The organism is Pseudomonas fluorescens, from assembly GCF_902497785.1.
Classification (GTDB): domain Bacteria; phylum Pseudomonadota; class Gammaproteobacteria; order Pseudomonadales; family Pseudomonadaceae; genus Aquipseudomonas; species Aquipseudomonas fluorescens_BO.
The window spans coordinates 101010-126665 of record NZ_CABVHK010000006.1; the positions used below are offsets into that span (position 1 = coordinate 101010).

A 25656-nucleotide genomic window follows, 5' to 3' on the forward strand; every position below is an offset into this window, starting at 1 on the left:
ATTTGTGAAATTAAATGGTGCGCAGGATATAAATACACCCCGACTTTGAATCAATTTTGCACCTAAAAAGGGAATCGAAATTCAAGTTCTGCACCGTCATGAAGACCGCTTTCGCTGGCAAGCCAGCTCCCACAGGTTTTGTGGAGTTCACACGTCCCGAGCATTACTCCTTCCCTGTGGGAGCTGGCTTGCCTGCGATGGGTACACCGCGGTTTCACTAAAACTGCGCGCAAAAAAAACGGAGCCCCGAAGGCTCCGTTTTTTCATGCTACCAACCCGATATCAGGCCAGTTTTTTGTGCCGTACGCGGTGCGGCTGGGCAGCGGCTTCGCCAAGACGCTTTTTACGGTCGGCTTCGTACTCGGTGTAGTTGCCTTCGAAGAACACGGCTTGCGAGTCGTCCTCGTAGGCCAGGATGTGCGTCGCGACGCGGTCAAGGAACCACCGATCGTGAGAGATCACAATGGCGGCGCCCGGGAAGTCCAGCAGGGCTTCTTCGAGGGAACGCAGGGTTTCAACGTCGAGGTCGTTGGACGGTTCGTCGAGCAGCAGGACGTTGCCGCCCTCTTTCAAGGTCAGGGCCAGGTGCAAGCGACCGCGCTCACCACCGGACAGGTCCTTGACGAACTTCTGCTGATCGCCGCCCTTGAAGTTGAAGCGACCGACGTAGGTACGCGACGGAATCTCGTAGTTGCCGATGCGGATCTGATCCGAACCGTCGGAGATTTGCTGGAACACCGTCTTGCTGCCGTCCAGGTCCTCACGGCTCTGATCCACACAAGCGAGCTGCACGGTTTCGCCGACTTCGATGCTGCCCGAGTCCGGCGTCTCTTTGCCCATCAACATGCGGAACAGCGTCGATTTACCGGCACCGTTACCGCCGATCACGCCAACGATGGCGCCTTTAGGCATGGAGAACGACAGGTTGTCGATCAACACGCGATCGCCGTAGCCCTTGGAGACGTTCTTGAATTCGATGACCTTGTCACCCAGGCGCGGACCGGCCGGGATGTAGATCTCATTGGTTTCCGAACGCTTCTGGAATTCCTGCGACTGCATTTCTTCGAAGCGTTGCAGACGCGCCTTGGATTTCGACTGGCGGGCCTTGGCGCCTTGGCGCACCCACTCCAGTTCTTCCTTCATGGCTTTTTCGTGGGCCGACTGCTGCTTGGATTCGGCAGCGAGACGATTGGACTTGGCTTCAAGCCAACCCGAATAGTTACCCTCGTACGGGATACCGGCGCCGCGGTCGAGTTCGAGGATCCAGCCGGCGACGTTGTCCAGGAAGTAACGGTCGTGCGTGATCGCTACGACAGTGCCCGGGAAATCGTGGAGGAAATGCTCCAGCCAGGCGACGGAATCGGCGTCCAGGTGGTTGGTCGGTTCATCGAGCAGTAGCATGTCCGGTGCGGACAGCAGCAGGCGGCACAGGGCCACGCGACGCTTTTCACCACCGGAGAGGAATTCGACCTTGGCATCCCAGGCCGGCAGACGCAGCGCATCGGCGGCGACTTCCAGTTGACGCTCAAGGTTATGACCGTCGCTGGCCTGCAGGATGGCTTCGAGCTTGGCCTGTTCAGCGGCCAGTTTGTCGAAGTCGGCATCTTCTTCAGCGTAAGCGGCGTAGACCTCGTCCAGGCGCGCCTGAGCGTTCTTGATCACGCTGACCGCTTCCTCGACCACTTCACGCACGGTTTTGGTCGGGTCCAGGATCGGTTCCTGCGGCAGGTAGCCGATGTTCAGGTCCGGCATCGGACGGGCTTCGCCTTCGAACTCGGTGTCGACGCCGGCCATGATTTTCAGCAGCGTGGATTTACCCGAACCGTTGAGGCCGAGCACGCCGATCTTGGCGCCGGGGAAGAACGACAGCGAAATGTTTTTCAGGATTTCCCGCTTCGGCGGAACAACTTTGCCCAGCCGATGCATGGTGAAGACGTATTGAGCCATGGAGAACCTTGGGTCAGTGACAGATGAATGATTGGAGCGCGGGCGATGCCCGGCCAGACTGTGCGCGTCGTCCGGTTGATAGCGATCAATACGGGCGCGCTGAAAAAGCCTGATTCTAGGAGCTGGAACGCCCCCACGTAACCGGCAAAGCTACCTTATTGACAGATGGCAGTCCAGCCGGCAGGGACTGGCACTTTGCCACAACTCAAGGCATGCTAGCCGCCCTTCGGGCGTCCGGCTTATAGTGCACGTCGCGCCAGTCCAGCCAAACCGCAGGATTACAGTTTGTCCAATGTCACTCCGCCCCTGACCTCACGTGCACCCACGGTTGCGCCCGGCTCTTCGCTGCGCGGAACCTTGAAGGGCGCGCTGGCGATGCTCGTGCTGTTTTTGCTCGCGCTGCTGTTCTGGCAGTTGCTGGATCAGCTTCGCGAAACCCAGAAAAACCAGCGCCAGTACACCATCGACTACACCGCCGACCTGGCCGCGCAAGTCAGCCTGAACATGGCGCTCAATGCGCAGATCGCGCTCAATCTGCTACCGATCGTCGAACAACCGCAAAGCGACGACGAGCAGCAGGAGCTGCTGCGCAAGTTGCAAAGATCCATGCCTGATCTGCGCAGCCTTGCCCTGTTGAGTCCGTCCGGAAAAATCCTTAGCGACAGCGCCGCCGACAGTGAAGACGCCGACTATCTGGCCGAGCTGGTACGCCGAAGCCGGGCCCAGGCGCACTATTTCAGCAATGCCGACAACGGTTCGATGGTGCACCTGCTGTTGCATCAAGCCAGCGGCAGCAGTCGCGGCTACTGGGCGTTGCGCCTGACGCCGAACTTCTTTTCGTCGCTGACCCAACAAAACGACAGCGGTATCCGTCCGTTGTGGCTGGTGGAGAACCGCGTCAATCACCAGGTCATCAGCCGGGATGAATCGCGGCCCTCGGCCAGGCCGGGCGAGCTGACCGAGGACGATGTCGCCAACAGCGTATTGACCGTTCCGCTGTCCAGCAGCGATTGGCAATTGCGCGGCTTGTTCGACCGCCAGCGAGTGATCGAAGAACTGCTGCCGGCGTTCATTGGCAAATGTCTGCTGGGGCTGGCGTTTTCTCTGCTACCGCTGATTGCCCTGCTGAACATGCGCCGACGTCAGCGCCAAGTGACTGAAGGCCGCCGACGCTATCAGGATATTTTCGAAGGCACCGGCGTTGCGCTGTGTGTACTTGACATGTCGGGCCTCAAAAGTGTGCTCGACAAGGCCCGGCTGCACAGCAGCGAACAATTGCGTGACTGGCTGCAAATCACGGAACAACGCCAGCAACTGCTGCATGAACTGCGCATCACCGAGGTCAACCAGGTCGCCCTGCAACTGCTCAACGTCAACAGCTGCGAACAAGCCTGGCAATTGCTGATCGACGGCAACCCGCAGGACGGGACGGCCATCGGCAACCGAGTGCTTGAAGCCGTACTCAACCAGCACCATCAGCTGGAGCTGGAAATAAAGCTGCAGGACGCCAAGGGCCGCGACCAACACCTGTGGCTGGTACTGCGCCTGCCGGAAAACCAGGACGACTATAAAGCGGTCATCCTGAGCATCAGCGACATCACCAGTCGCAAGCTGATCGAGCTGTCACTGCTCGAGCGCGAAGGATTCTGGTCCGACGTGGTGCGCACCGTGCCGGATCATCTGTACGTGCAGGACGTGATCAGCCAGCGGATGATTTTCAGCAACCACCACCTGGGACAGACGCTCGGTTACGACCGCACTGAACTGCACCAGATGGGCGAGTACTTCTGGGAGATCCTGTTGCACCCTGAAGACGCCGACTACTACCACCGTTCGCGCCAGACCCAGCGTCATGGCGGCTATACCCAATTGCTGCAATGCCAGTTGCGCTTCCGCCACCGGGATGGCGCATGGCGACGTTTCGACATCCGTGAGCAAGCGCTGGCGCGGGACAAGCATGATCAGGTCACGCGGATCATCGGCGTGGCCAAGGATGTCACCGAGCAGATCGAAGCCAGTGAATCCCTGCGGGACAGCGAGCGGCGTTACCGCATGCTCGCCGAGAGCATCAGCGACGTGATTTTCTCTACCGACAGCAGGCTCTCGCTGAACTACGTCAGCCCGTCGGTGCAAGCCGTGCTGGGCTACGACGCCGACTGGATCTTCCAGAACGGCTGGCAGTCAACCATTGCCAACCCTCAGCAACTGTCCGGCATTTACGCCCTGATGGACCGCGTCAGCAAGGCGCTGGATAAACCCGAACAACTGGCGCAATTGCGCAGTGAGGTCCAGACCCAGCTGTACTTGTTCGACTGTCTGCGCGCCGACGGGCGCAAGATCCCGATCGAGTTGCGCCTGGTGCTGGTCTGGGATCAACACGGCGCGTTTGAAGGTGTGCTCGGTGTCGGTCGCGACATCAGCCAGCAGCGCCGCGCCGAGAAAGACCTGCGCATGGCGGCCACGGTATTCGAACACTCGACGTCGGCGATCCTGATCACCGACCCGGCGGGCTACATCGTCCAGGCCAACGAAGCCTTCAGCCGTGTGAGCGGCTATGCGGTGGAGCACGTGCTCGACCAGTTGCCGAACATGCTGACGGTCGACGAGCAGCAGGACGCCCACCTTCGGTATGTGCTCAAACAACTGAATCAGCACAGCACCTGGGAAGGCGAAGTCTGGCTCAAGCGCCGCAACGGCGAGCATTACCCGGCGTGGGTCGGCATCACGGCGGTGCTCGACGACGAAGGCGATCTGGCCAGTTACGTGTGTTTCTTCAGTGACATCAGTGAGCGCAAGGCCAGTGAACAGCGGATTCACCGTCTCGCCTACTACGACGCCCTGACCCATCTGCCCAACCGCACGCTGTTCCAGGACCGCTTGCACACCGCGCTGCAATCGGCGGAACGGCAGAAGTCCTGGGTGGTGCTGATGTTCCTCGACCTCGACCGTTTCAAGCCGATCAACGACTCCCTCGGCCACGCCGCCGGCGACCGCATGCTCAAGGAAATGGCCACGCGCCTGCTCGGTTGCGTCGACGATGACGACACCGTGGCGCGCATGGGCGGCGATGAATTCACCCTGCTCCTGCAACCGCGGATCAACCGCGAAATCGCCTTGAACCGGGCGATTCATGTGGCGGAACAGATTCTCGCCAGCCTGGTGAAACCCTTTGTGCTCGAAGGTCGCGAATTCTTCGTCACCGCCAGTATCGGCATTGCCTTGAGTCCGCAGGACGGCAACGAACTCAGCCAGCTGATGAAGAACGCCGACACCGCGATGTACCACGCCAAGGAACGCGGCAAAAACAACTTCCAGTTCTATCAGGCCGACATGAACGCCAGCGCCCTGGAACGTCTGGAGCTGGAAAGTGATTTGCGTCATGCCCTGGAGCAGGACGAATTCGTGCTGTATTACCAACCGCAGTTCAGCGGCGACGGCAAACGCCTGACGGGCGCCGAAGCCTTGCTGCGCTGGCGTCATCCGCGCCGTGGCCTGGTGCCGCCGGGGGATTTCATTCCGGTGCTCGAAGAGCTCGGGCTGGTGGTGGATGTCGGCGACTGGGTGATCAGCGAAGCCTGCCGTCAGCTCAAGACCTGGCATCAGGCCAAAGTGCGGGTGCCTAAGGTGTCGGTGAACATCTCGGCCCGGCAGTTTTCCGATGGCCAGCTCGGCATGCGAATCGCCACCATCCTCAAGGAAACCGGCCTGCCGCCGGCGTGCCTGGAGCTGGAACTGACCGAAAGTATCCTGATGCGCGAGGTCAGCGAGGCCATGCAGATTCTCGCCGGACTGAAAAACCTAGGGCTGAGCATCGCGGTCGATGACTTCGGCACGGGTTATTCGTCGCTCAACTACCTCAAGCAATTCCCGATCGACGTGCTGAAAATCGACCGCACCTTTGTCGATGGATTGCCGTCGGGCGAACAGGATGCGCAGATTGCCCGGGCGATCATTGCGATGGCGCACAGCCTCAACCTGGCGGTGATCGCCGAGGGCGTGGAAACCAACGAGCAACTGGACTTCCTGCGCGAGCATGGCTGCGATGAGGTTCAGGGGTATCTGTTCGGGCGGCCGATGCCGGCCAGCCAGTTTGAGGCGCAGTTCAGCAATGATGCGCTGTTCATGTTTGATTGAAGAGCAACCACTGTGGCGAGGGAGCTAGCTCCCGCTTGAGTGCGCAGCGCTCACAAGATTTTTGGGGCCGCTTCGCGCCCCAGCGGGAGCAAGCTCCCTCGCCACAGGTCTGCACTATCACCGCTGATCCCGTCATGAAGCCCACTTGTCTGCGACATGATGTCCTTTCATATGCCATCTAAAACCCGTTGGGTTAGAATGCCCCCCTTTTCTGCCCCGATCCTTGAGGACCGCCATGTTCAGCCGTGATTTGACTATTGCCAAGTACGACGCCGATCTCTTTGCCGCCATGGAGCAAGAAGCTCAGCGCCAGGAAGAGCACATTGAGCTGATCGCTTCGGAAAACTACACCAGCCCTGCGGTGATGGAAGCTCAAGGCTCGGTATTGACCAACAAGTACGCCGAAGGCTATCCGGGCAAGCGCTACTACGGTGGTTGCGAGTTCGTCGACATCGTCGAGCAGCTGGCCATCGATCGCGCCAAAGAGCTGTTCGGCGCCGATTATGCCAACGTTCAGCCACACGCCGGCTCGCAAGCCAACAGCGCCGTTTACCTGGCTCTGTTGTCGGCGGGCGACACCATTCTGGGCATGAGCCTGGCCCATGGCGGTCACCTGACCCACGGTGCCAGCGTTTCTTCGTCGGGCAAGCTGTACAACGCCGTTCAGTACGGCATCGACGCCCACGGCCTGATCGACTACGACGAAGTCGAGCGTCTGGCAGTTGAGCACAAGCCGAAAATGATCGTGGCCGGTTTTTCTGCCTACTCGCAGATTCTCGACTTCCCGCGCTTTCGCGAAATCGCTGACAAGGTTGGCGCCTATCTGTTCGTCGACATGGCCCACGTGGCCGGTCTGGTCGCCGCTGGCGTCTACCCGAACCCGGTGCCATTCGCTGACGTCGTGACCACCACCACGCACAAGACCCTGCGCGGTCCACGTGGCGGCCTGATCCTGGCTCGCGCCAACGCCGACATCGAGAAGAAACTCAACTCCGCCGTCTTCCCGGGCGCCCAGGGTGGCCCGCTGGAGCACGTGATCGCCGCTAAAGCGATCTGCTTCAAGGAAGCGCTGCAGCCTGAGTTCAAGACCTACCAGCAACAAGTGGTGAAAAACGCCCAGGCCATGGCCAGCGTGTTCATCGAGCGCGGCTTTGACGTAGTTTCGGGCGGTACTGAAAACCACCTGTTCCTGCTGTCGCTGATCAAGCAGGAAATCTCCGGTAAAGACGCCGACGCCGCATTGGGCAAAGCGTTCATCACCGTGAACAAGAACTCCGTGCCAAACGACCCACGCTCCCCGTTCGTCACCTCCGGCCTGCGCTTCGGCACACCGGCTGTGACCACTCGTGGCTTCAAGGAAGCAGAGTGCAAGGAACTGGCCGGCTGGATCTGCGACATCCTGGCTGACCTGAACAACGAAGCGGTGATCGACGCCGTTCGTGAAAAGGTCAAGGCCATCTGCAAGAAGCTGCCGGTGTACGGCGCTTAATCAGCCCGTTCAACTGCAGCAATAAAAAACCGGCCAGTGATGGCCGGTTTTTTTTCGCCCGGTGTTTGTGTCCGCCACAACACCTGTGGGAGCGGCGGTGCGACGATTCGACTTGCCCGCCATAGCGTCATCACTGCCGCAACAAGTACTTCAGCCAGCCGCCACCCGCGCAAACCCCTCGCGAATCTTCTCTTCCGGCAAATCATCGGCAATGAACACGATCACGCTTTCACGCGTTTCATCGTCTGCCCACTCCGTGTCCCAATCGAACCCGTAGAGTTTCAATACACCCTGAAACACCATGCGCCGTGGCTCGCCCTGGATGTTCAACACGCCTTTGTAGCGCAGCAATTGCTTGCCATGATCTTCCAGCAGTTCGTTCATGAACTCACTGAGTTTGTCGAGATCCAGCGGTTTGTCGGTACGCAGCACCAGGCTGGAAATGCGATCAATCGACGGCGCCTTGCTCACCGGGCGCAAACTCACGCCACCACCAAGGTCGGCATTGAGATTGAAACCACGCACGTCGAGCAATTCGGCCAGGTCGATCTTCCCGTGGTCTACCGCGCGGATGGGCGCACGACGGTTGATGCGGGTCAGGCGCTCGCTCAACGCGGTGAAGGTCGGCTCGTCCACCAGATCGCGCTTGCTCACCAGCAAGCGGTCGGCAAAGCCGATCTGCGCCTGGGCAATGGTTTGGGTCAGGTGCACATCGGCGTGCGCCGCATCGACGAGGGTGATGATGCCGTCGAGGATGTAGCGCTCGCGCAGCTCTTCGTCAATGAAAAAGGTTTGCGCCACGGGTGCCGGATCGGCCAGGCCGGTGCATTCGATCACCAGTCGGTCGAAAGCGATTTCGCCGCTGTCCAGTCGCTCGAGCAACAGGTAAAGCGCCTTGGTCAGGTCGGTGTGGATGGTGCAGCAGACGCAGCCGTTGGACAGCGTCATAACTTGTACCGGCTCGTCGCCCAACAGTTGGGTGTCGATGCCGGCGTCGCTGAATTCGTTCTCGATCACGGCGATTTTCAGGCCGTGCTCGGTTTTGAGCAGATGGCGCAGCAGCGTGGTTTTGCCCGCGCCGAGGAAGCCGCTGAGGATTGTTACTGGAATGGGAGAGGACAAACTGAATCTCCTGACTCACTAAATAAAAGTATCAACACAAAAACAAATGTGGGAGCGAGCTTGCTCGCGATGGCGGCTTAACATCCAACATCACTGTTGATTGACAGTCCGCCATCGCGAGCAAGCTCGCTCCCACAGGTATTGCGGTTAATCCGACAACCGGATCAACAGCACTTCGGCCCACCCTTGCCACCGTAACGAGCTTCCTGACGTTCCCGGAAGAACATCTCGTAGCTCATCACCGGTTTGTCCGGGTGGTTGGTTTGCATGTGCTCGACGTAGTTGTCGTAGTCGGGCATGCCGACCATCAAGCGCGCGGCCTGACCGAGGTATTTACCCAGGCGACTCAGGTCATTGAACATGCTGCACTCCTCGATCAAGCATCGGGCAAGGCCTGGAATGGCGATTCTTTATCCGTACGTTCTTTTTGACCCCAGGCGGCAATGCCGACCTTGAGCGCATAGAACAGGATACTGAAGACCACGAACAGGAACAGCGCCGTCAGCGTTGCGTTGGTGTAGGCGTTGAAGATCACGTGCTGCATCTGGGTGATGTCCTTGGCCGGGGCGAGGATCTGACCGTTGGCCAGCGCATCGCTGTATTTCTTCGCCAGCGACAGGAAGCCGATCGCCGGGTTAGCGTCGAACAGCTTGATGAAACCGGCCGTGGTGGTGCAGATCAGCAGCCAGACAGCGGGCAGCATGGTCACCCAGACGTAGCGTTGGCGTTTCATTTTGATCAGCACGACGGTGCCGAGCATCAACGCGATACCGGCCAGCATCTGGTTGGAGATACCGAACAGCGGCCACAGGGTGTTGATACCGCCGAGTGGATCGACCACGCCCTGATACAGCAACCAGCCCCACATCGCCACACAACCGGCGGTGGCGATCAGGTTGGCGGTCCAGGACTCGGTGCGTTTCAGCGCCGGGACGAAGGAGCCGAGCAAATCCTGCAGCATGAACCGTCCGGCACGGGTGCCGGCATCCACCGCGGTCAGGATGAACAGCGCCTCGAACAGAATCGCGAAGTGGTACCAGAACGCCATGGTGTTTTCACCCGGCAGGACACTGTGCAGGATCTGCGCGATGCCGACCGCCAGGGTCGGCGCACCGCCGGCACGGGCCAGGATGGTGGTTTCACCGATGTCCTTGGCCACCGCTTGCAGCGCTTCCGGGGTTATTGCAAAGCCCCAACTGCTGACGGTTTGGGCCACCGATACCACGTCACTGCCGACGACAGCTGCCGGACTGTTCATGGCGAAATACACACCCGGCTCGATCACCGAAGCGGCAACCATCGCCATGATTGCCACGAACGACTCCATCAACATGCCGCCGTAACCGATGTAACGGGCGTTGACCTCGTTATCCAGCAGTTTCGGCGTGGTGCCGGAGGAGATCAGCGCGTGGAACCCGGAGACCGCGCCACAGGCAATGGTGATGAACAGGAACGGAAACAGACCGCCCTTCCATACCGGGCCGGTGCCATCGATGAACTGGGTCAGCGCCGGCATTTTCAGCTCCGGCGTGGTGATCAGGATGCCGATCGCCAGGGCAATGATGGTGCCGATTTTCAGGAACGTGGAGAGGTAATCCCGCGGGGCCAGAATCAGCCACACCGGTAGCGAGGCGGCCACGAAACCGTACCCGACCAGCATCCACGTAATCTGCACGCCAGTGAAAGTGAAGGCCTTGGCCCACACTGGATCGGCGGCGATCTGCCCGCCGAGCCAGATCGAACCGAGCAGCAGCAACACGCCGATCACCGAAATCTCGCCGATACGACCCGGACGGATGTAGCGCATGTAAATGCCCATGAACATCGCGATCGGGATGGTCGCCATCACCGTGAAAATGCCCCACGGGCTTTCGGCCAGGGCCTTGACCACGATCAGCGCCAGCACCGCGAGGATGATGATCATGATCAGGAAGCAGCCGAACAGCGCGATGGTGCCGGGGATGCGGCCCATTTCTTCACGAACCATGTCGCCCAGCGAGCGGCCGTTGCGGCGAGTGGACATGAACAAAACCATGAAATCCTGAACCGCACCGGCCAGCACCACGCCGGCGATCAGCCACAGCGTGCCGGGCAGGTAACCCATCTGCGCCGCCAGGACCGGACCGACTAAAGGCCCCGCGCCGGCGATAGCCGCGAAGTGGTGACCGAACAGGATGTGTTTGTTGGTCGGCACGTAGTCCAGACCATCGTTGTTGAGCACGGCGGGGGTGGCCCGTCGCGGGTCGAGTTGCATCACATTGTTAGCGATGAACAGACTGTAATAGCGGTACGCAACCAGATAAATGGCCACCGCAGCGACCACAATCCACAAGGCGTTGATCGCCTCGCCTCGGCGCAATGCCACTACGCCAAGGGCGCACGCTCCTACGATTGCCAGCAGCAGCCAGGGTAGATGGCGTAGCAGGCTATTATTATTTTTCATTTTATGATTCCAGCCAGGGTGGACAAGAAAGACAGCCACCCCGAGTTTAGCTCGCCTGACGGCAAAGGCCATACCCCGACATTAGTCGAGACGCCCGTCATCGCTGGCAGGCTTTGACAATGCGGGTCTATAGTCAGCGGACATTCAGAGGATAGCGCCATGAGCGAACACCCTGCCGATCGCCGCCGCTTCAAACGTATTGCGTTCGATGCCCGAACCGAGCTGAGCCAGGGGGCATTTATCTGGCCGGTGAAGCTGATCGACCTGTCACTGAAGGGGCTGCTGATCGAAAAGCCCGAACCGTGGCTGGGCGATCAGGCACAGGTGTTTTCCGTCGACATTCATCTGGATGAAGACGTCGAGATCAAGATGGATGTGCAACTGACGCACGACGAGGACGGCCAGCTCGGGTTTGTTTGCCGATACATCAGCCTGGAATCCATCGAGCGGCTGCGGCGCTTGATTGAGTTCAATCTGGGCGACCCGCAGGAACTGGAGCGGGAATTGGGTGCGCTGATCGAAGTCTGACGGCCCCACTGTGGGAGCGAGCCTGCTCGCGATAGCGGTATATCAGGCGACCTTTATTTCGACTGATACTCCGCTTTCGCGAGCAGGCTCGCTCCCACATGGGTCGGGTGTTTCCTGACGTTATTCGAAGAGTGCATCAAGGGCCTGTTCCAGGCGCGTGACGGCAATAATCTGCAACCCCGGCGGCGCTTCTTTAGGGGCATTGCCCTTGGGCACGATCGCACGTTTGAAGCCATGCTTGGCGGCTTCCTTTAAACGCTCCTGACCGCTTGGCACCGGACGCACTTCGCCAGACAAACCGACCTCTCCAAATACCAGCAGATCGTGGGGCAATGGCCGATTGCGCAAACTGGACATCACGGCCGCCATCAGCGCCAGGTCGGAGGCCGTTTCCAGCACCTTCACACCGCCCACCACGTTGAGGAACACATCCTGATCGTGGGTCGGAATGCCACCGTGTCGGTGCAACACCGCCAGCAACATCGCCAGACGATTCTGGTCCAGCCCCAGTGTGACGCGGCGCGGGTTGGCCAGATGGCTGTCATCCACCAGCGCCTGGACTTCCACGAGCATGGGTCGAGTCCCTTCCCACGTCGCCATGACCACACTGCCCGGGACTTCTTCCTGAGCACGCGTCAGAAAAATCGCCGAAGGGTTGGAGACCTCTTTCAGTCCCTTGTCAGTCATACCGAACACGCCCAGCTCGTTGACCGCACCGAAACGGTTTTTCACCGCCCGCAGCAAGCGCAAGCGGCCGTCGGATTCGCCTTCAAAATAAAGCACGGTGTCGACCATGTGCTCCAAAACGCGCGGCCCGGCCAAAGCGCCCTCTTTGGTCACATGGCCGACCAGGAAAATCGCCGTGCCGCTCTGCTTGGCATAGCGCACCAGCAAGGCCGCGCTTTCCCGCACTTGAGATACGCCACCCGGCGCCGATTGCAGTTGTTCGGTAAAGATCGTCTGAATCGAGTCGATCACCATGACTTTGGGTTTTTCGACCCGGGCGGTGGCGATGATCGTTTCGATGCAGGTTTCGGTCATGACCCGCAGTTGATCCTGGGGCAAACCCAGGCGACGGGCGCGCATGGCCACCTGTTGTTGGGATTCTTCGCCGGTGACGTACAGCGCCGGCATGCTCTTGGCGAGGTTGCACAACGTTTGCAAAAGAATGGTTGATTTGCCGATTCCCGGATCGCCGCCGATCAGCACCACCGAGCCGTCGACGAGCCCGCCGCCCAGTACACGGTCGAGTTCGCTGGAGGCGGTGGAGAAGCGCGGTATTTCTTCGACGCTGACTTCGGCCAGGGTTCTGATCTGGGCCTGTTGGCCGGTCCATCCCGTACGACCGCTGGGAGCCGCGGCACCGCCGCTCTCGACCATGGTTTCGGTCAATGTATTCCACGCCCCGCACTCGCCGCACTGGCCGGCCCACTTGGGGAAGGTTGAGCCGCACTCGGTGCAGCCGTACATGCGCTTGGCCTTGGCCATCTGAACTCCCGGCAAAAACCGCGATGATAGCTCAGCTGAGCTGAATTGGCCCGACGCGGATGTCCACAGGATAACTTGGATTTAAGTTGATCAAACTTGTACAACTTTCGCACAAACGACATTTTCACATCTAAGGCACATCAATAAAAAACGCAGAAGCTGTACAAGCCTTCTTAACTTCGCATCTGGACGTACAATATCAAGCCAATCAACTACCACCCGATTAAAACAATTCAAAACTACTGGCAATTTAGTATCACGCCAAACAATCTGCTCCGCTGAAGATTCCGCATGATTGATTTTCTATACACGCAAACTAATCATGTAAGACTTACGAACATGTTTATTACCGTTGACATCGCCCCCCTACAATTTCGAACTTTGTTAATTGCCTCGCAGGCATCCGCTCGCGCTGCACGACTATCGTAAAAACTGCCGGGCGTCGCATGCATGCGCCCAAGGCGCCGGAGCAAAATCCGCCCAAATGATGGCGTTTTGTAAACTTTTTCCAGATGCCCCGGTCGATTGCAGGCAAGCGCTGTAAGCAAGTGTTTCGGGCAAGAAGCATTTGACTGAATTACACTGCGTTACCAACCTCATCTGTAACAAGGAAATAACCTATGGGCGTGATAAGTGAGTTCAAGGCCTTCGCGGTCAAGGGTAATGTGGTCGACATGGCCGTCGGTATCATCATCGGCGCCGCCTTCGGCAAGATCGTTTCATCGTTCGTCGGCGACGTGGTGATGCCACCTATCGGCCTGCTGATCGGAGGGGTGGATTTCAGTGACCTGGCCATTACGCTCAAGGCAGCCAACGGGGACATCCCCGCAGTGGTGCTGGCGTACGGCAAATTTATCCAGAGTTTGATCGACTTTATCATCGTCGCGTTCGCGATCTTCATGGGCGTCAAAGCCATCAACCGCTTGAAGCGTGAAGAGGCTGTCGCGCCAACCCTGCCGCCTGTTCCGACCAAGGAAGAAGAGCTGTTGGGCGAGATCCGCGATCTGCTGAAGGCCCAGAACGATCGGCCTGAGTGACCAATGACGCAGGCAAAAACGGCGCCTTCAGGGCGCCGTTTTTTTACCAGTAATTTTCCACAGCCACCTGCCCGGGACGGCGGCTGAGGCTCAAATGCATGTCGCGCTGTTTGAGCAGTTTGCGCGTGTCATCAATCATCTGCGGGTTACCGCAAAGCATGACGCGCGAATGTTCGGCCGTCAGTGCCACACCGGCCAGCCGCTCCAGCTCGCCATTGTCTATCAGTGTGGTGATTCGGCCTTCCAGGGCGCCTGGATGCGGCTCACGGGTCACGGTTGGAATGAACTGCAACTTGTGCGCGTGTTCGGTCAGATAGTCACGCTGCGCCAATCCCGCAATAAGCGCCTGGTAGGCCAGTTCCCGGGCTTCGCGCACGCTATAGACCAGGATAATTCGCTCGAATTTCTCCCACACCTCGAAGTCTTGCAGGATCGACAGAAACGGCGCCACGCCGGTGCCTGTGGATAACAACCAGAGATCGCGCCCATCGATGAAGCGATCAAGCGTCAGGTAACCAAAGGCCTGACGGTCGACCAGCAACGTGTCGCCGACACCCAGCCGGCTCAGCTCGCTGGTGAACTCGCCCCCCGGTACCACGATGGAAAAGAATTCGAGGAACTCGTCATAAGGTGAGGAGACCATTGAATAGGCACGCCACACAACGCTGCCATCCGGCTTGGTGACACCCAGCCTGGCGAATTGCCCCGCACGAAAACGGAAGCCCGGATCCCTGGTCGTGCGCAGCGTGAACAGGTTCGGGGTCAACGGCTGGACGTCGAGCAGGGTCTGGCGCGTGAATTTTTCTGCACTGGCGGTCATGGGGCACTCCACTGAACGAATGACACCAGTGTCCCGCAAAGCATGTTCATTAAACACCGACGATTTGTAATGTCTTTATCGATATTGTCGAACAATTGAAAACACTACAAACATGTACAACCAACATGTACCACCCAGTTAAAACACCGAGATCACTTCCCATTAGATTAACGCTGACATACAAGACATTCGCCTCTCCAACTAATGTTGGATAGAACCAGATATTTAGTTTTTAACTCACAGGTAAAGCCAAAAAATCTCACTCATATGTAGGATTCATCCTACACTCGCTGCGTGCATGATCTCGAATCAAAAAAAGCACCCCCGAGGCAAACAGTATGGAGATGCATCATGGAGCGATGGAAGGAATCCCAACTTTCACGACTGTCTTGTACAACTGACTTTGATAACGCGTACAGGATTGCGCTCGGCTTCGCGAATAACATCGGGTTTAAATTTTTCGCTTTTTCAACTACTTATCAAGCGAAAAACAACCAGATCAACACGGTCCAGCGCAATAATTATCCGACCAAATGGAACAAGGAGTATGAACAACAAAAACTGAGCGCCATAGATCCGGTAGTAGCCCATTGCAATCATTCCATGATGCCGATTTTGTGGAGTCCACAACTGTTTTCCAAGGTGCCCTCCCTGTGGGAGGCGCTTATAGCGCAAGGCATCCAGCACGGTTGGTCACAGTCGTTGCATGACGAGGAAAGCGGGCTGTGCAGCATTCTGAGCCTGGCCAGAAGCCATTGCCCGATTAGCGAGTTTGAGTTGTATGAAAACGTCGGTTTTACCGCGTTCATGGGCCATCACCTTCATGCGTTGGTCGCGCGATCATTGCCGAAGAAACCGGTGAAGCCGTCCGCGCCGAATCTGTCTGCTCGCGAAATAGACGTCTTGTCACTGGCGGCGTCAGGCAAGACCGCCGATGAAAGCGCCAGAATTCTTAACCTCAGCCCTCGTACTGTCCATTTCCACATGCAAAACGCGATCGAGAAATTCGGGGTGCACAACAAGATTTCGGCAATCATTGCCGCCATCAAGGCGGGCTACCTCAATAGCACAGAGGCACAAGGCCGCTGAAAACCTGCGGGTATTCCTGGAGAAAAAAACGTACCATTTGCGTCCCTTCCTGAGTGATGACGTGTGAGCCTTCACGACGCAATACACTCGGTCGGTTTCGCCCGCTACAACGCCCCTGGGCCGCGGGATTCCCGTTGATTACCCAGAGCCCCGCGCCATGCCTTTGCTCGAAACACCCTTCGCCCGACTCGACCTGATCCGCCAGCCCGAACAGCAGAATGAACCCTTGCAAGCGTTCGATGCTGCCGACGAATACCTGCTCAATCATCTGGCGGAACAGCAGCCGACGGCGGACACGCGGGTGCTGGTGCTCAACGACAGCTTCGGTGCATTGGCCGCCAGCCTCGCTGGCAAGGTTCACGTCGTCAGCAGTGGTGACTCGTTCCTGGCCGTGCAGGGCCTGGAAAAAAACCTGATTCGCAACGGCCACGCGTTTGATGCCGTGCCGAGGGTGCCCGCCAGCGAAGCGTTCACCGGCCCGTTTGACCGCGTGCTGATCCGTGTGCCGAAAACCCTGGCGCTGCTGGAGGAGCAACTGATCCGCCTGCAAGGTCAACTGGCCCCCGGTGCCCAAGTGATTGCCGCCGCCATGATCAAGCACCTGCCACGCGCCGCCGGGGATTTGCTGGAACGCTACATCGGCCCGGTGCAGGCGTCTTTGGCGGTGAAGAAAGCGCGGTTGCTGATCGCGACGGCTGAAGATAAAGCCCCCACCGAGTCCCCCTACCCGACCCGCTATCGCCTCGACACACCCGCAATCGAATTGCTTAACCATGCCAACGTGTTCTGCCGCGAAGGGCTGGACATCGGCACGCGCGCCTTTTTGCCACACTTGCCGAAGAACCTCGGCGCGGCGCGGGTCGCCGACCTCGGCTGCGGTAACGGCGTCCTCGCTATTGCCAACGCTTTGGACAATCCCGAGGCGCACTACACGCTCGTGGACGAATCTTTCATGGCCGTGCAATCGGCAGCAGAGAACTGGCGTGCGGCGCTGGGTGAGCGGGAGGTGATCGTGCGTGCCGGTGACGGCCTGGCCGGGCAGGAACCGCAGTCACTGGACGTGGTGCTGTGCAATCCGCCGTTCCATCAGCAACAGGTCGTAGGCGATTTTCTCGCCTGGCGGATGTTCCAGCAAGCCAGGGAAGCGCTGGTGGTGGGCGGCGCGCTGTACATCGTCGGCAATCGTCACCTGGGTTACCACAGCAAACTGGCGCGGTTGTTTCGCGGCGTTGAGCAAGTGGCGGCGACGCCGAAGTTCGTGATCCTTAAAGCCCGAAAATAACCCCAGGCAAAAAAAACCCTCCAGCGCTGGAGGGTTGTAAGTCCGTGCCGCAAGGCAACAGGATGGGATCTCTTGAAGTCAGTGGGTCGACAGGCCAGCGGCATTCATGAACATGCGCATCAGGCTTGCGACGATGAACAGCGCCACCACGCTGCCCGTCCAGATCATCGCCAGCCAGCCGAGTCGTTGCCAAAGCGGCTTTTTCTCTGCGGCCTGGATGTCCTCCAGGGAATGTTTGCCAGCCATCATCGTGTTCTCCTGTGAAACGGCGCAGGTATCAGCCCTGCGCCATTGCCGTATGCCCTAGTGATAACCATCTTCATGGGTCACCTTGCCGCGGAACACGTAGTAGCTCCAGAAGGTGTAACCCAGGATGAACGGAATGATGAACAAGGTGCCAACCAGCATGAAGCCCTGACTCTGTGGCGGTGCGGCAGCGTCCCAGATCGAGATCGACGGTGGCACGATGTTCGGCCACAGGCTGATACCCAGACCGCTGTAGCCGAGGAAGATCAGCACCAGGGTCAGCAGGAACGGCGTGTAATTCGCATGGCGAGCCACGGCGCGGATCAGACCGTACATGGTCACCAATACCAGAATCGGCACCGGCAGGAACCAGAACAGATTCGGCAGGGTGAACCAGCGCGCCGCAATTTCCGCGTGAGCCAGCGGCGTCCAGATACTGACGATGCCGATCACCGCCAACACCACGAACGCCAACGGCCGCGCCAGGTTGTGCATCTGCTCCTGCAGCTTGCCCTCGGTTTTCATGATCAACCACGTGCAGCCGAGTAGCGCATACGCCACCACCAACGCCAGGCCGCAGAACATCGTGAACGGCGTCAGCCAGTCCAGCGAGCCACCGGCAAACTGTCGGTTGACCACCGGCAGCCCATCAATGAACGCCCCCAATGCTACGCCCTGAAAGAACGTCGCGGCGACCGAACCCCCAATGAACGCCTTGTCCCAGAGGTGACGTTTGTCGTCCTTGGCCTTGAAGCGGAACTCGAACGCCACACCGCGAAAAATCAGCCCTATGAGCATGAAAATCAGCGGCAGGTACAGCGCGGAAAGCACCACCGAGTAAGCCAGCGGGAACGCACCGAACAACGCCGCGCCCCCCAGCACCAGCCAGGTTTCGTTGCCGTCCCAGACAGGGGCGACGGTGTTCATCATCACGTCACGGTCGGTCTTGCCGGGGATGAACGGAAAGAGAATCCCGATCCCCAGATCGAAGCCGTCCATGACCACGTACATCATGATGCCGAAGATGATGATCACGGCCCAGATCAGCGGAAGATCAATACCCATGACTCAAATCTCCTTGGTCAGGCTGGGACGGTGGTCACCATCGCCGTCATCGTCGTCAGCGGCGGACAGCGGACGGGCCGGTGTACGTTGCTTGCCTGGGCCGCCCTCGGGTACTTCCTTGCCTTCGTCGATCTTCGGCCCTTTGCGCACCAGGCGCATCATGTAGCCCAGACCGGCACCGAACAGCGCGAAATACACCACCACGAACAGAATCAGCGTGATGCTCATCTGCATGAAGCTGTGATTGGACGACGCATCCGCCGTGCGCATCAGCCCGTAAACCACCCACGGCTGACGGCCGATTTCAGTGGTAAACCAACCGGCGAGAATCGCGATCAGCCCGGACGGGCCCATCCACAACGCCAGGTAGAGGAACGGCCGCGAGGTATACAGCTTGTCGCTTTTGCGCAGCCACAGGCTCCACAGACCGGTGAAGATCATCAGCATGCCCAGCCCGACCATGATCCGGAATGACCAGAACACAATGGTCGAATTCGGCCGGTCTTCAGGCGGAAAGTCCTTGAGCGCCGGCACTTGCTTGTCCAGCGAATGCGTGAGGATCAGGCTGCCCAAATACGGAATCTCGACGGCGTATTTAGTTCTCTCTTCTTTCATGTCCGGCCAGCCGAACAGGATCAACGGCGTCGGTTCATCGCCGTGGTTTTCCCAGTGGCCTTCGATGGCGGCGATTTTCGCCGGCTGATGCTTCAACGTGTTCAGCCCGTGGAAGTCACCGATGACGGCCTGGATCGGCGCGACAATCAATGCCATCCACATTGCCATCGAGAGCATGGTGCGAATCGCCGGATTGTCCTTGCCGCGCAGCAAATGCCAAGCCGCCGAGGAACCGACGAAGAACGCCGTCGCGACAAACGCGGCGGTGGCCATGTGCGCCAGACGGTACGGGAAGGACGGGTTGAAAATTACGGCAAACCAGTCGGTGGGAATGACTTGGCCGTTGACGATTTCGAAGCCCTGGGGCGTTTGCATCCAGCTGTTGGAGGCGAGAATCCAGAACGTCGAGATGAGGGTGCCGACGGCAACCATGACGGTGGCGAAGAAGTGCAGATTGCGCCCGACCTTGTTCCAGCCGAACAGCATGACCCCGAGGAAACCGGCCTCGAGGAAGAACGCGGTGAGTACTTCATAGGTCAGCAACGGCCCGGTCACGGAACCGGCGAAGTCCGAGAAACGGCTCCAGTTGGTGCCGAACTGGTAAGCCATGACCAGCCCGGAAACCACACCCATGCCGAAGTTGACGGCAAAGATCTTCGACCAGAAGTGGTACAGATCGCGGTAAGTATCGTTGTGGGTCTTCAGCCACAGACCTTCGAGCACCGCCAGGTAACTCGCCAGGCCGATGGTGATGGCCGGGAACAGGATGTGGAACGAGATGGTGAACGCGAACTGGATTCGGGCGAGATCAAGCGCCTCCAAACCGAACATAAGTCTTCCTCTGTCAGGTAATTCCGGCTGTAGGCTTGTGGCCTGCATCCACTGCCCCCACGGATATGGAGTGTGGCGAATTTGAATTCGTTCTTTTTTTACAATCATCACAACGTAGGGAGTCTGGCCCTGTGGCCGCCGGATCAATTCCACAAGGGTATTGATCTGGATCAAGCATGGGTAAAAGAGTAGTCCGCTTTTTGACGATGGACGGTGTGGTCTTTTGCCGCGTGACAGGTTGCCTCACAGGTGTAGTCATACCCCGTTACAGATTCATGTGGCGAGGGGATTTATCCCCGTTCGGCTGCGCAGCAGTCGTAAAAAAGCCCCTGCGGTGGAGCTGATCCCACCTAACTGCTGGTTTTGGGGCCGCTTCGCAGCCCAACGGGGATAAATCCCCTCACCACAGGTCCTCTCACAGGGGGATATCCATGTTTTCGAGATCGGTGTTTAGCTAACTAAATTTCCGACCGCCGCAACTTCTGGTTACAGGTTGGTGATAATCTCGAGCTTCCCCTCGCTCAAGATCCGCCTCAGATGCCCAGCCAAGCGCCTTTGCTGTTACGTCATCACCGCCCTTTCATCGCGTTCTGGCTGGCTCGGGTGTTTACCGCCAGTGGCTTTCAGATGCTCACCGTCGCTATTGGCTGGAACCTCTATCAACTGACCGGCAACGTGTTGGATCTGGGTCTGGTGGGCTTGGTGGAATTTGCCCCGCGCGTGTTGTTCATGTTGCACACCGGGCATGTGGCAGACCGCTATGACCGGCGCAAGGTCGCGGCGATTTGTCAGTCGTTGCAAGCATTGATTGCCCTGACCCTGGCCATCGGCGGTGCCACTGGTAATGTCACGCGAGAGATGATCTTCATTCTGGCGTTCCTGCTCGGCGCCGCCCGGTCCTTCGAGATGCCGACCACCCAGGCGCTGCTGCCGAGTATTGTGCCCGCCGCCCTGTTCCCCCGCGCCGTCGCCGCCGCCCAGTCTGCGCAACAATCGGCAACCATCGTTGCCCCGGCGCTCGGGGGTTTGCTGTATGCCTTCGGCAGCGTGTGGGTGTACGGGCCGACGGTGATCCTTTACGTGATCGCCTGCCTGTTGATGCTCAACCTCCCCGCCCGGCAAACGCCGTTGAATAAAGGTAAGGCGACCCTGGATTCGCTGCTGGCGGGCATCCGTTTCATTCGCAGTCGACCGGATATTCTCGGGGCTATTTCTCTGGATTTGTTCGCTGTTTTGCTCGGAGGCGCAACGGCGCTGCTGCCGGTGTTCGCCAAGGACATTCTGCTGACCGGCGCCTGGGGCCTGGGCTTGCTGCGATCGGCCCCGGCTGGAGGCGCGTTATTAATGTCGCTGTGGCTGGCGCGTTTCTCCGTGGATCGAAAAGTCGGTAGAGTGATGTTCACCGCAGTCGGCGTATTCGGCGTCGCGACCATCGCGTTTGGCCTGTCGACGTCGTTCTGGTTCTCGCTCGCGGTGCTGGTGGTGCTGGGCGCGGCTGACATGATCAGCATGGTGATCCGTGCGTCCTTTGTGCAACTGGAAACCCCGGACGAAATGCGCGGCCGGGTCAGCGCCGTGAACGGCCTGTTTATCGGCGCGTCAAACCAGTTGGGCGAGTTCGAATCCGGCGTCACCGCGCACTGGTTTGGCACCGTGCCGGCCGTGGTCATGGGCGGTATCGGCACGCTGGTGGTGACCGGGGTCTGGATCAAACTGTTCCCGACCCTGGCCAATCGAGACCGCATGCACGTGCCGGCGGAAGAAGCCAAAGCCTAAAGCAGCTTGTCGAGGGTGATGGGGAAATCCCGCACCCGTTTTCCGGTGGCGTGGTAGATCGCATTGGCGACCGCCGCCGCGACCCCGACGATGCCGATTTCACCGACGCCCTTGGAGCCAAGGGCATTGACGATCTCGTCGTGTTCTTCGACAAACAGCACATCAATGTCGCCGATATCGGCGTTTACCGGAATGTGGTACTCGGCCAGACTGTGGTTCATGTGCCGCCCCAGCGCATGGTCGGTCTGCGTCTCCTCATGCAGCGCCATGCCGATGCCCCACACCACGCCGCCGAGTATCTGGCTGCGAGCCATCTTCGGATTGACCACTCGCCCCGCCGCAATCGCACTGACCACTCGACTGACCTTCACCGTTCCCAACGCTTCGTCTACCAGCACCTCGACGAACACCGCCGAATGCGTTGCGGTAGCGTAGGCCTCACGCTTTTTGTCCGGTTCGGCGTCCACTTGAACTTCAATCGCTTCGTCACCACTGGCGCGGGCCAGATCGGCGAATGAGATGCGCTCATCACCCAATAACAGCTGGCCGTCTTCGAAAACAGCTTGCTGCGCCGTCACACCGCTGAAGGCAGGAAAGGTTTGCCGCGCGACCGCGAGCAGTTTCTCCTGCAGCGCTTCACAGGCTTGCTGCACCGCAGTGCCAACAGAAGACACCGTGAACGATCCGCCCTGCAACGGCGCGGTCGGTAACGAGGAGTCGCCTAGGACGAAGGTGACATCCTTCAAGGAAACGCCTGACGCCTGCGCCGCAATTTGCGTCATCACGGTGTAGGTTCCGGTGCCGATGTCGGTGGTCGCGCTACTGACCGTCAGTTTGCCGTGGTGATCGAGCGACGCCTTGGCACTGGCTTTCTGTTGCATCGCCTCCCACACGCCGCCGGCCATGCCCCACCCCACCAACTGCCGGCCCTGGCGCATGCTGCGCGGCTCGGGAGTGCGCTGATCCCAGCCAAAACGCTTGGCGCCCTGGGCGTAGCATTCGCGCAGTTCTTTGCTGGAATAAGCCTTGTCTTCGTTTTGATTGCGCTCGCTGTAGTTGACCAGGCGCAGTTGCACCGGATCGATGGCCAGCGCGCAGGCCAGTTCGTCCATCGCGCACTCCAGCCCGATCAACCCAAGCGCCGCGCCCGGCGCGCGCATGTCCAGCGGAGTGAACACGTCGAGCGGAACCAGCTTGTAGGTCAATTGCACGTTGTCGCAGTGATAAAGCATGCCGCTCCACTCCACCACGTGTTCGGTGAAATCCTCGAAACGCGACGTTTGACCGATGGCGGTGTGAGCGACCGCGAGCAAGCGCCCATTGGCTGCCGCGCCCAATTGCAGACGCTGCAAGGTGCGCGGGCGATAGCCGAAGGTGAACATCTGCTGGCGCGTCAGCGTCACCCGAACCGAACGCTTGAGGTGCAGCGCCGCCATCACCGCCAGCGGCAGTTGATACTGCGGACGCAAACCCGAGCCGAAGGCACCGCCCACATAGGCGGCGAAAATTCTGACCTGTTCTTCCTCAAGCCCGAAGACCTTCTGCACGTAAGACTGGCAGTTCTGCGGGCCTTGGGTCTTGTCATGGATGTGCAGGCTGCCATCGGCCTGATACAGCACTGTGCTGGCGTGCGGTTCCATCGGGTTGTGGTGCTCGATGGGGGTGCTGTAGTTCAGGTCCAGGCTGAGGGCCGCGCCGGCGAACTCGGCCTGAAAATTCCCACGAGGTTTGGGCAGTTCAGCGGGGGCCGGATGTGCTTCATCCTGCAGGACTGCCAGATCGGTCTGATGACGCTCCGCTTCGTATTCGATTGTGATCAACGAACCTGCATGACGCGCCAGTTCAAGGTTGTCGGCGACGACCAGCGCCAGTGGTTGTCCGCTGTAAAGGACGCGGTCGTTGTACAACGGACGAAAAGGCGAGCCGTCTGCCGAGTCTGCATCTTCGTAGTCTTTGTCATAGCTGGCGACCGGCGGGCGGTTGCTGTGATCGATAACGGCAATCACTCCCGGCAGCGCCAATGCCTTCGAAGCATCAATGTTGATCACCCGCCCGCGGGCGATAGTGCTGGAGACGACGCTGCCATGCAGCAAGCCTTCTTCGGGAAATTCCCCGGCATAACGGGCCTGGCCGGTCACTTTGAGATGGCCGTCGACCCGATCAACGGGTTGACCCATGGGTTTGGTCAATGTGTTCATCAGGCGTGCCCTCCCTGCGCGGCATCGCTCAGCGCACGAATGATGGCTCGATGCGCCAATTGCACTTTAAAAGCGTTGTGTTCGAGCGGTTTGGCGTCTTTGAGCAAGGCATCGGCCGCCGCGCTGAAAGTCTCAAGGCTGGCCGGTTTGCCCGCCAGCCAGGCTTCGACGCCCTTGTCGCGCCAGGGTTTGTGCGCAACACCACCGAGCGCAAGACGCGCCTCACCGATAATCGGCCCATTCATATCAAGTGCCGCCGCCACGGAGACCAAGGCAAACGCATAGGAGGCGCGGTCGCGAATCTTCAGGTAATGACTGTGAGCGCTAAAGCCGGCGGCGGGCAATTCAACAGCGGTGATCAGTTCATCGTCAGCCAATTGGTTGTCGCGCTCAGGCGCATCGCCCGGTAAACGATGGAAATCGGCAAATTCAATGGTTCGCGCGCCTTCGCGACCCTGCACATGGACTACCGCTTCGAGCGCTGCCAATGCAACGCACATGTCGGATGGATGCGTGGCGACGCACTGCGCACTCGCCCCGAGGATCGCGTGGATCCGGTTCAGTCCCTCGCGCGCCGGACAACCACTGCCGGGCTCGCGTTTATTGCACGGCACGCCGGCGTCATAGAAGTAGTAGCAGCGCGTGCGTTGCAGCAGATTGCCGCCCGTGCTGGCCATGTTGCGCAGCTGCGGCGAAGCACCGGCCAGAATCGCTTGGGACAATAACGGATAGCGCTGTTCGATCAGTGGATGCCAGGCCAGATCCGCATTGCTGACCAGCGCACCGATCATCAACCCGCCGCTGGCCGTCTCGGTGACTTCACGCAACGGCAGCCCGGTGATGTCGATCAAGTGTTGCGGGCGGGTAATGTTTTCCTTCATCAGATCCAGCAGGTTCGTACCGCCGGCAATGAAGCGCGATGCCGGGCCCGCGAGATGGACGGCGTCCTGTACGGAATCGGGCTTGGTGTAATGGAAAGGATTCATTGGCCACCTCCTTGCCCGTGGCGTTCACGGCAGGCAGGAAGGGCTTCTTCGATGGCGTCACGAATATTGCTGTAAGCGCCGCAACGGCAAAGATTGCCGCTCATCAGTTCTTTGATCTCTGCGCTGGTCTGCGCCCGTCCTTCGTTGACCAGACCTATCGCGGAACAAATCTGCCCCGGCGTGCAATAGCCGCACTGGAAGGCGTCGTGTTTGATGAAGGCTTGCTGCATCGGGTGCAATTCGTCGCCGCTGGCCAAACCTTCAACCGTGGTCAGCTCGGCACCATCGCACATCACCGCCAGTGTGAGGCAGGCGTTGACCCGCTTGCCATTCAGCAACACCGTGCATGCGCCGCACTGACCGTGGTCACAGCCTTTTTTCGTACCGATCAGGTCAAGTTGCTCACGCAACAGATCCAGCAATGTGGTCCAGGGCAGGACCTCCAATTGTCGGTCCTGGCCATTGAGCGTCAGGTGGATCGGGTGACGAACGAAGGACGGCTGCGCCGCCTCGGAAAGGGTCGCGTTCATAAACACCTCACGGTTGGTCGTACATTCGCG

General features: G+C 59.2%; 19 protein-coding genes. 7 read left to right on the top strand and 12 right to left on the bottom strand.

All coding sequences use genetic code 11. The features are described 5' to 3' along the window. Positions 1–282: 282 nt before the first annotated feature. Positions 283–1947, bottom strand: a complete 1665-nt coding sequence (gene ettA, locus F8N62_RS10695) for an energy-dependent translational throttle protein EttA (RefSeq protein WP_150710932.1) — start codon at positions 1945–1947, stop codon at positions 283–285. A gap of 285 nt (positions 1948–2232) precedes the next feature. On the opposite strand from ettA, the gene F8N62_RS10700 reads away from it, so the two are divergent. Both F8N62_RS10700 and glyA read left to right on the top strand, forming a co-directional pair. Next, positions 2233–6081 (top strand): bifunctional diguanylate cyclase/phosphodiesterase, encoded by a 3849-nt coding sequence (locus F8N62_RS10700; RefSeq protein WP_150710933.1) that lies wholly within the window; start codon positions 2233–2235, stop codon positions 6079–6081. 235 nt (positions 6082–6316) lie between these two features. Continuing rightward, the gene (gene glyA, locus F8N62_RS10705; RefSeq protein WP_150710934.1) at positions 6317–7570 is read left to right on the top strand and encodes a serine hydroxymethyltransferase; all 1254 of its coding nucleotides are present in this window, start codon (positions 6317–6319) and stop codon (positions 7568–7570) included. A gap of 150 nt (positions 7571–7720) precedes the next feature. Here the strand turns inward: glyA and yjiA are convergent, their stop codons facing one another. The 3 genes from yjiA to F8N62_RS10720 all read right to left on the bottom strand — a co-directional run bounded on the left by yjiA (position 7721) and on the right by F8N62_RS10720 (position 11135). Continuing rightward, entirely contained in the window at positions 7721–8692 is a 972-nt protein-coding gene (gene yjiA / locus F8N62_RS10710) for a GTPase (RefSeq protein ID WP_150710935.1), read from the bottom strand. Positions 8693–8856: 164 nt separating this feature from the next. Next, positions 8857–9054 carry a YbdD/YjiX family protein gene (locus tag F8N62_RS10715; protein ID WP_028620750.1) on the bottom strand — a complete coding sequence of 66 codons (198 nt, stop codon included), beginning with the start codon at positions 9052–9054 and terminating at the stop codon, positions 8857–8859. 14 nt (positions 9055–9068) lie between these two features. Then, positions 9069–11135 (bottom strand): carbon starvation CstA family protein, encoded by a 2067-nt coding sequence (locus tag F8N62_RS10720; protein WP_150710936.1) that lies wholly within the window; start codon positions 11133–11135, stop codon positions 9069–9071. A 159-nt stretch (positions 11136–11294) separates the two neighbouring features. Between F8N62_RS10720 and F8N62_RS10725 the strand changes: the two genes are divergently transcribed. Then, positions 11295–11663 (top strand): PilZ domain-containing protein, encoded by a 369-nt coding sequence (locus F8N62_RS10725; protein ID WP_150710937.1) that lies wholly within the window; start codon positions 11295–11297, stop codon positions 11661–11663. A 120-nt stretch (positions 11664–11783) separates the two neighbouring features. Here F8N62_RS10725 and radA read toward each other — a convergent pair whose 3' ends face one another. After that, complete coding sequence (gene radA / locus F8N62_RS10730) at positions 11784–13151, bottom strand: DNA repair protein RadA (protein WP_150710938.1); 1368 nt, start codon at positions 13149–13151, stop codon at positions 11784–11786. A 620-nt stretch (positions 13152–13771) separates the two neighbouring features. Between radA and mscL the strand changes: the two genes are divergently transcribed. Then, positions 13772–14188 (top strand): large-conductance mechanosensitive channel protein MscL, encoded by a 417-nt coding sequence (gene mscL / locus F8N62_RS10735; RefSeq protein ID WP_150710939.1) that lies wholly within the window; start codon positions 13772–13774, stop codon positions 14186–14188. Between the two features lie 43 nt (positions 14189–14231). Here mscL and F8N62_RS10740 read toward each other — a convergent pair whose 3' ends face one another. Further along, complete coding sequence (locus tag F8N62_RS10740; protein ID WP_150710940.1) at positions 14232–15008, bottom strand: ferredoxin--NADP reductase; 777 nt, start codon at positions 15006–15008, stop codon at positions 14232–14234. 351 nt (positions 15009–15359) lie between these two features. On the opposite strand from F8N62_RS10740, the gene F8N62_RS10745 reads away from it, so the two are divergent. Beyond that, entirely contained in the window at positions 15360–16097 is a 738-nt protein-coding gene (locus F8N62_RS10745; RefSeq protein WP_150710941.1) for a helix-turn-helix transcriptional regulator, read from the top strand. Between the two features lie 157 nt (positions 16098–16254). Further along, positions 16255–17379 (top strand): methyltransferase, encoded by a 1125-nt coding sequence (locus F8N62_RS10750; protein WP_150710942.1) that lies wholly within the window; start codon positions 16255–16257, stop codon positions 17377–17379. A 78-nt stretch (positions 17380–17457) separates the two neighbouring features. Here the strand turns inward: F8N62_RS10750 and F8N62_RS10755 are convergent, their stop codons facing one another. From F8N62_RS10755 to F8N62_RS10765, 3 genes are read right to left on the bottom strand one after another with little or no spacing between them, the layout of a single operon-like run. Continuing rightward, positions 17458–17628, bottom strand: a complete 171-nt coding sequence (locus F8N62_RS10755) for a DUF2474 domain-containing protein (protein WP_191632370.1) — start codon at positions 17626–17628, stop codon at positions 17458–17460. A gap of 54 nt (positions 17629–17682) precedes the next feature. After that, on the bottom strand, positions 17683–18690 hold the full coding sequence (gene cydB / locus F8N62_RS10760; RefSeq protein ID WP_150710943.1) for a cytochrome d ubiquinol oxidase subunit II: 1008 nt from the start codon (positions 18688–18690) through the stop codon (positions 17683–17685). Positions 18691–18693: 3 nt separating this feature from the next. After that, positions 18694–20136: a cytochrome ubiquinol oxidase subunit I gene (locus F8N62_RS10765; protein ID WP_150710944.1), complete on the bottom strand. Its 1443-nt coding sequence runs from the start codon at positions 20134–20136 to the stop codon at positions 18694–18696. A gap of 537 nt (positions 20137–20673) precedes the next feature. Between F8N62_RS10765 and F8N62_RS10770 the strand changes: the two genes are divergently transcribed. Then, positions 20674–21912 carry an MFS transporter gene (locus F8N62_RS10770; protein WP_150710945.1) on the top strand — a complete coding sequence of 413 codons (1239 nt, stop codon included), beginning with the start codon at positions 20674–20676 and terminating at the stop codon, positions 21910–21912. Here F8N62_RS10770 and F8N62_RS10775 read toward each other — a convergent pair. From F8N62_RS10775 to F8N62_RS10785, 3 genes are read right to left on the bottom strand one after another with little or no spacing between them, the layout of a single operon-like run. Next, positions 21909–24110 (bottom strand): xanthine dehydrogenase family protein molybdopterin-binding subunit, encoded by a 2202-nt coding sequence (locus tag F8N62_RS10775; RefSeq protein ID WP_150710946.1) that lies wholly within the window; start codon positions 24108–24110, stop codon positions 21909–21911. The genes F8N62_RS10770 and F8N62_RS10775 overlap by 4 nt on opposite strands. Continuing rightward, complete coding sequence (locus F8N62_RS10780; RefSeq protein ID WP_150710947.1) at positions 24110–25096, bottom strand: FAD binding domain-containing protein; 987 nt, start codon at positions 25094–25096, stop codon at positions 24110–24112. The genes F8N62_RS10775 and F8N62_RS10780 overlap by 1 nt, the downstream gene beginning before the upstream one ends. Further along, positions 25093–25626, bottom strand: coding sequence for a (2Fe-2S)-binding protein (locus F8N62_RS10785; protein ID WP_150710948.1), 534 nt, complete (start codon positions 25624–25626; stop codon positions 25093–25095). Before F8N62_RS10785 ends, F8N62_RS10780 begins: the two co-directional genes overlap by 4 nt. Between the last annotated feature and the right edge of the window lie 30 nt (positions 25627–25656).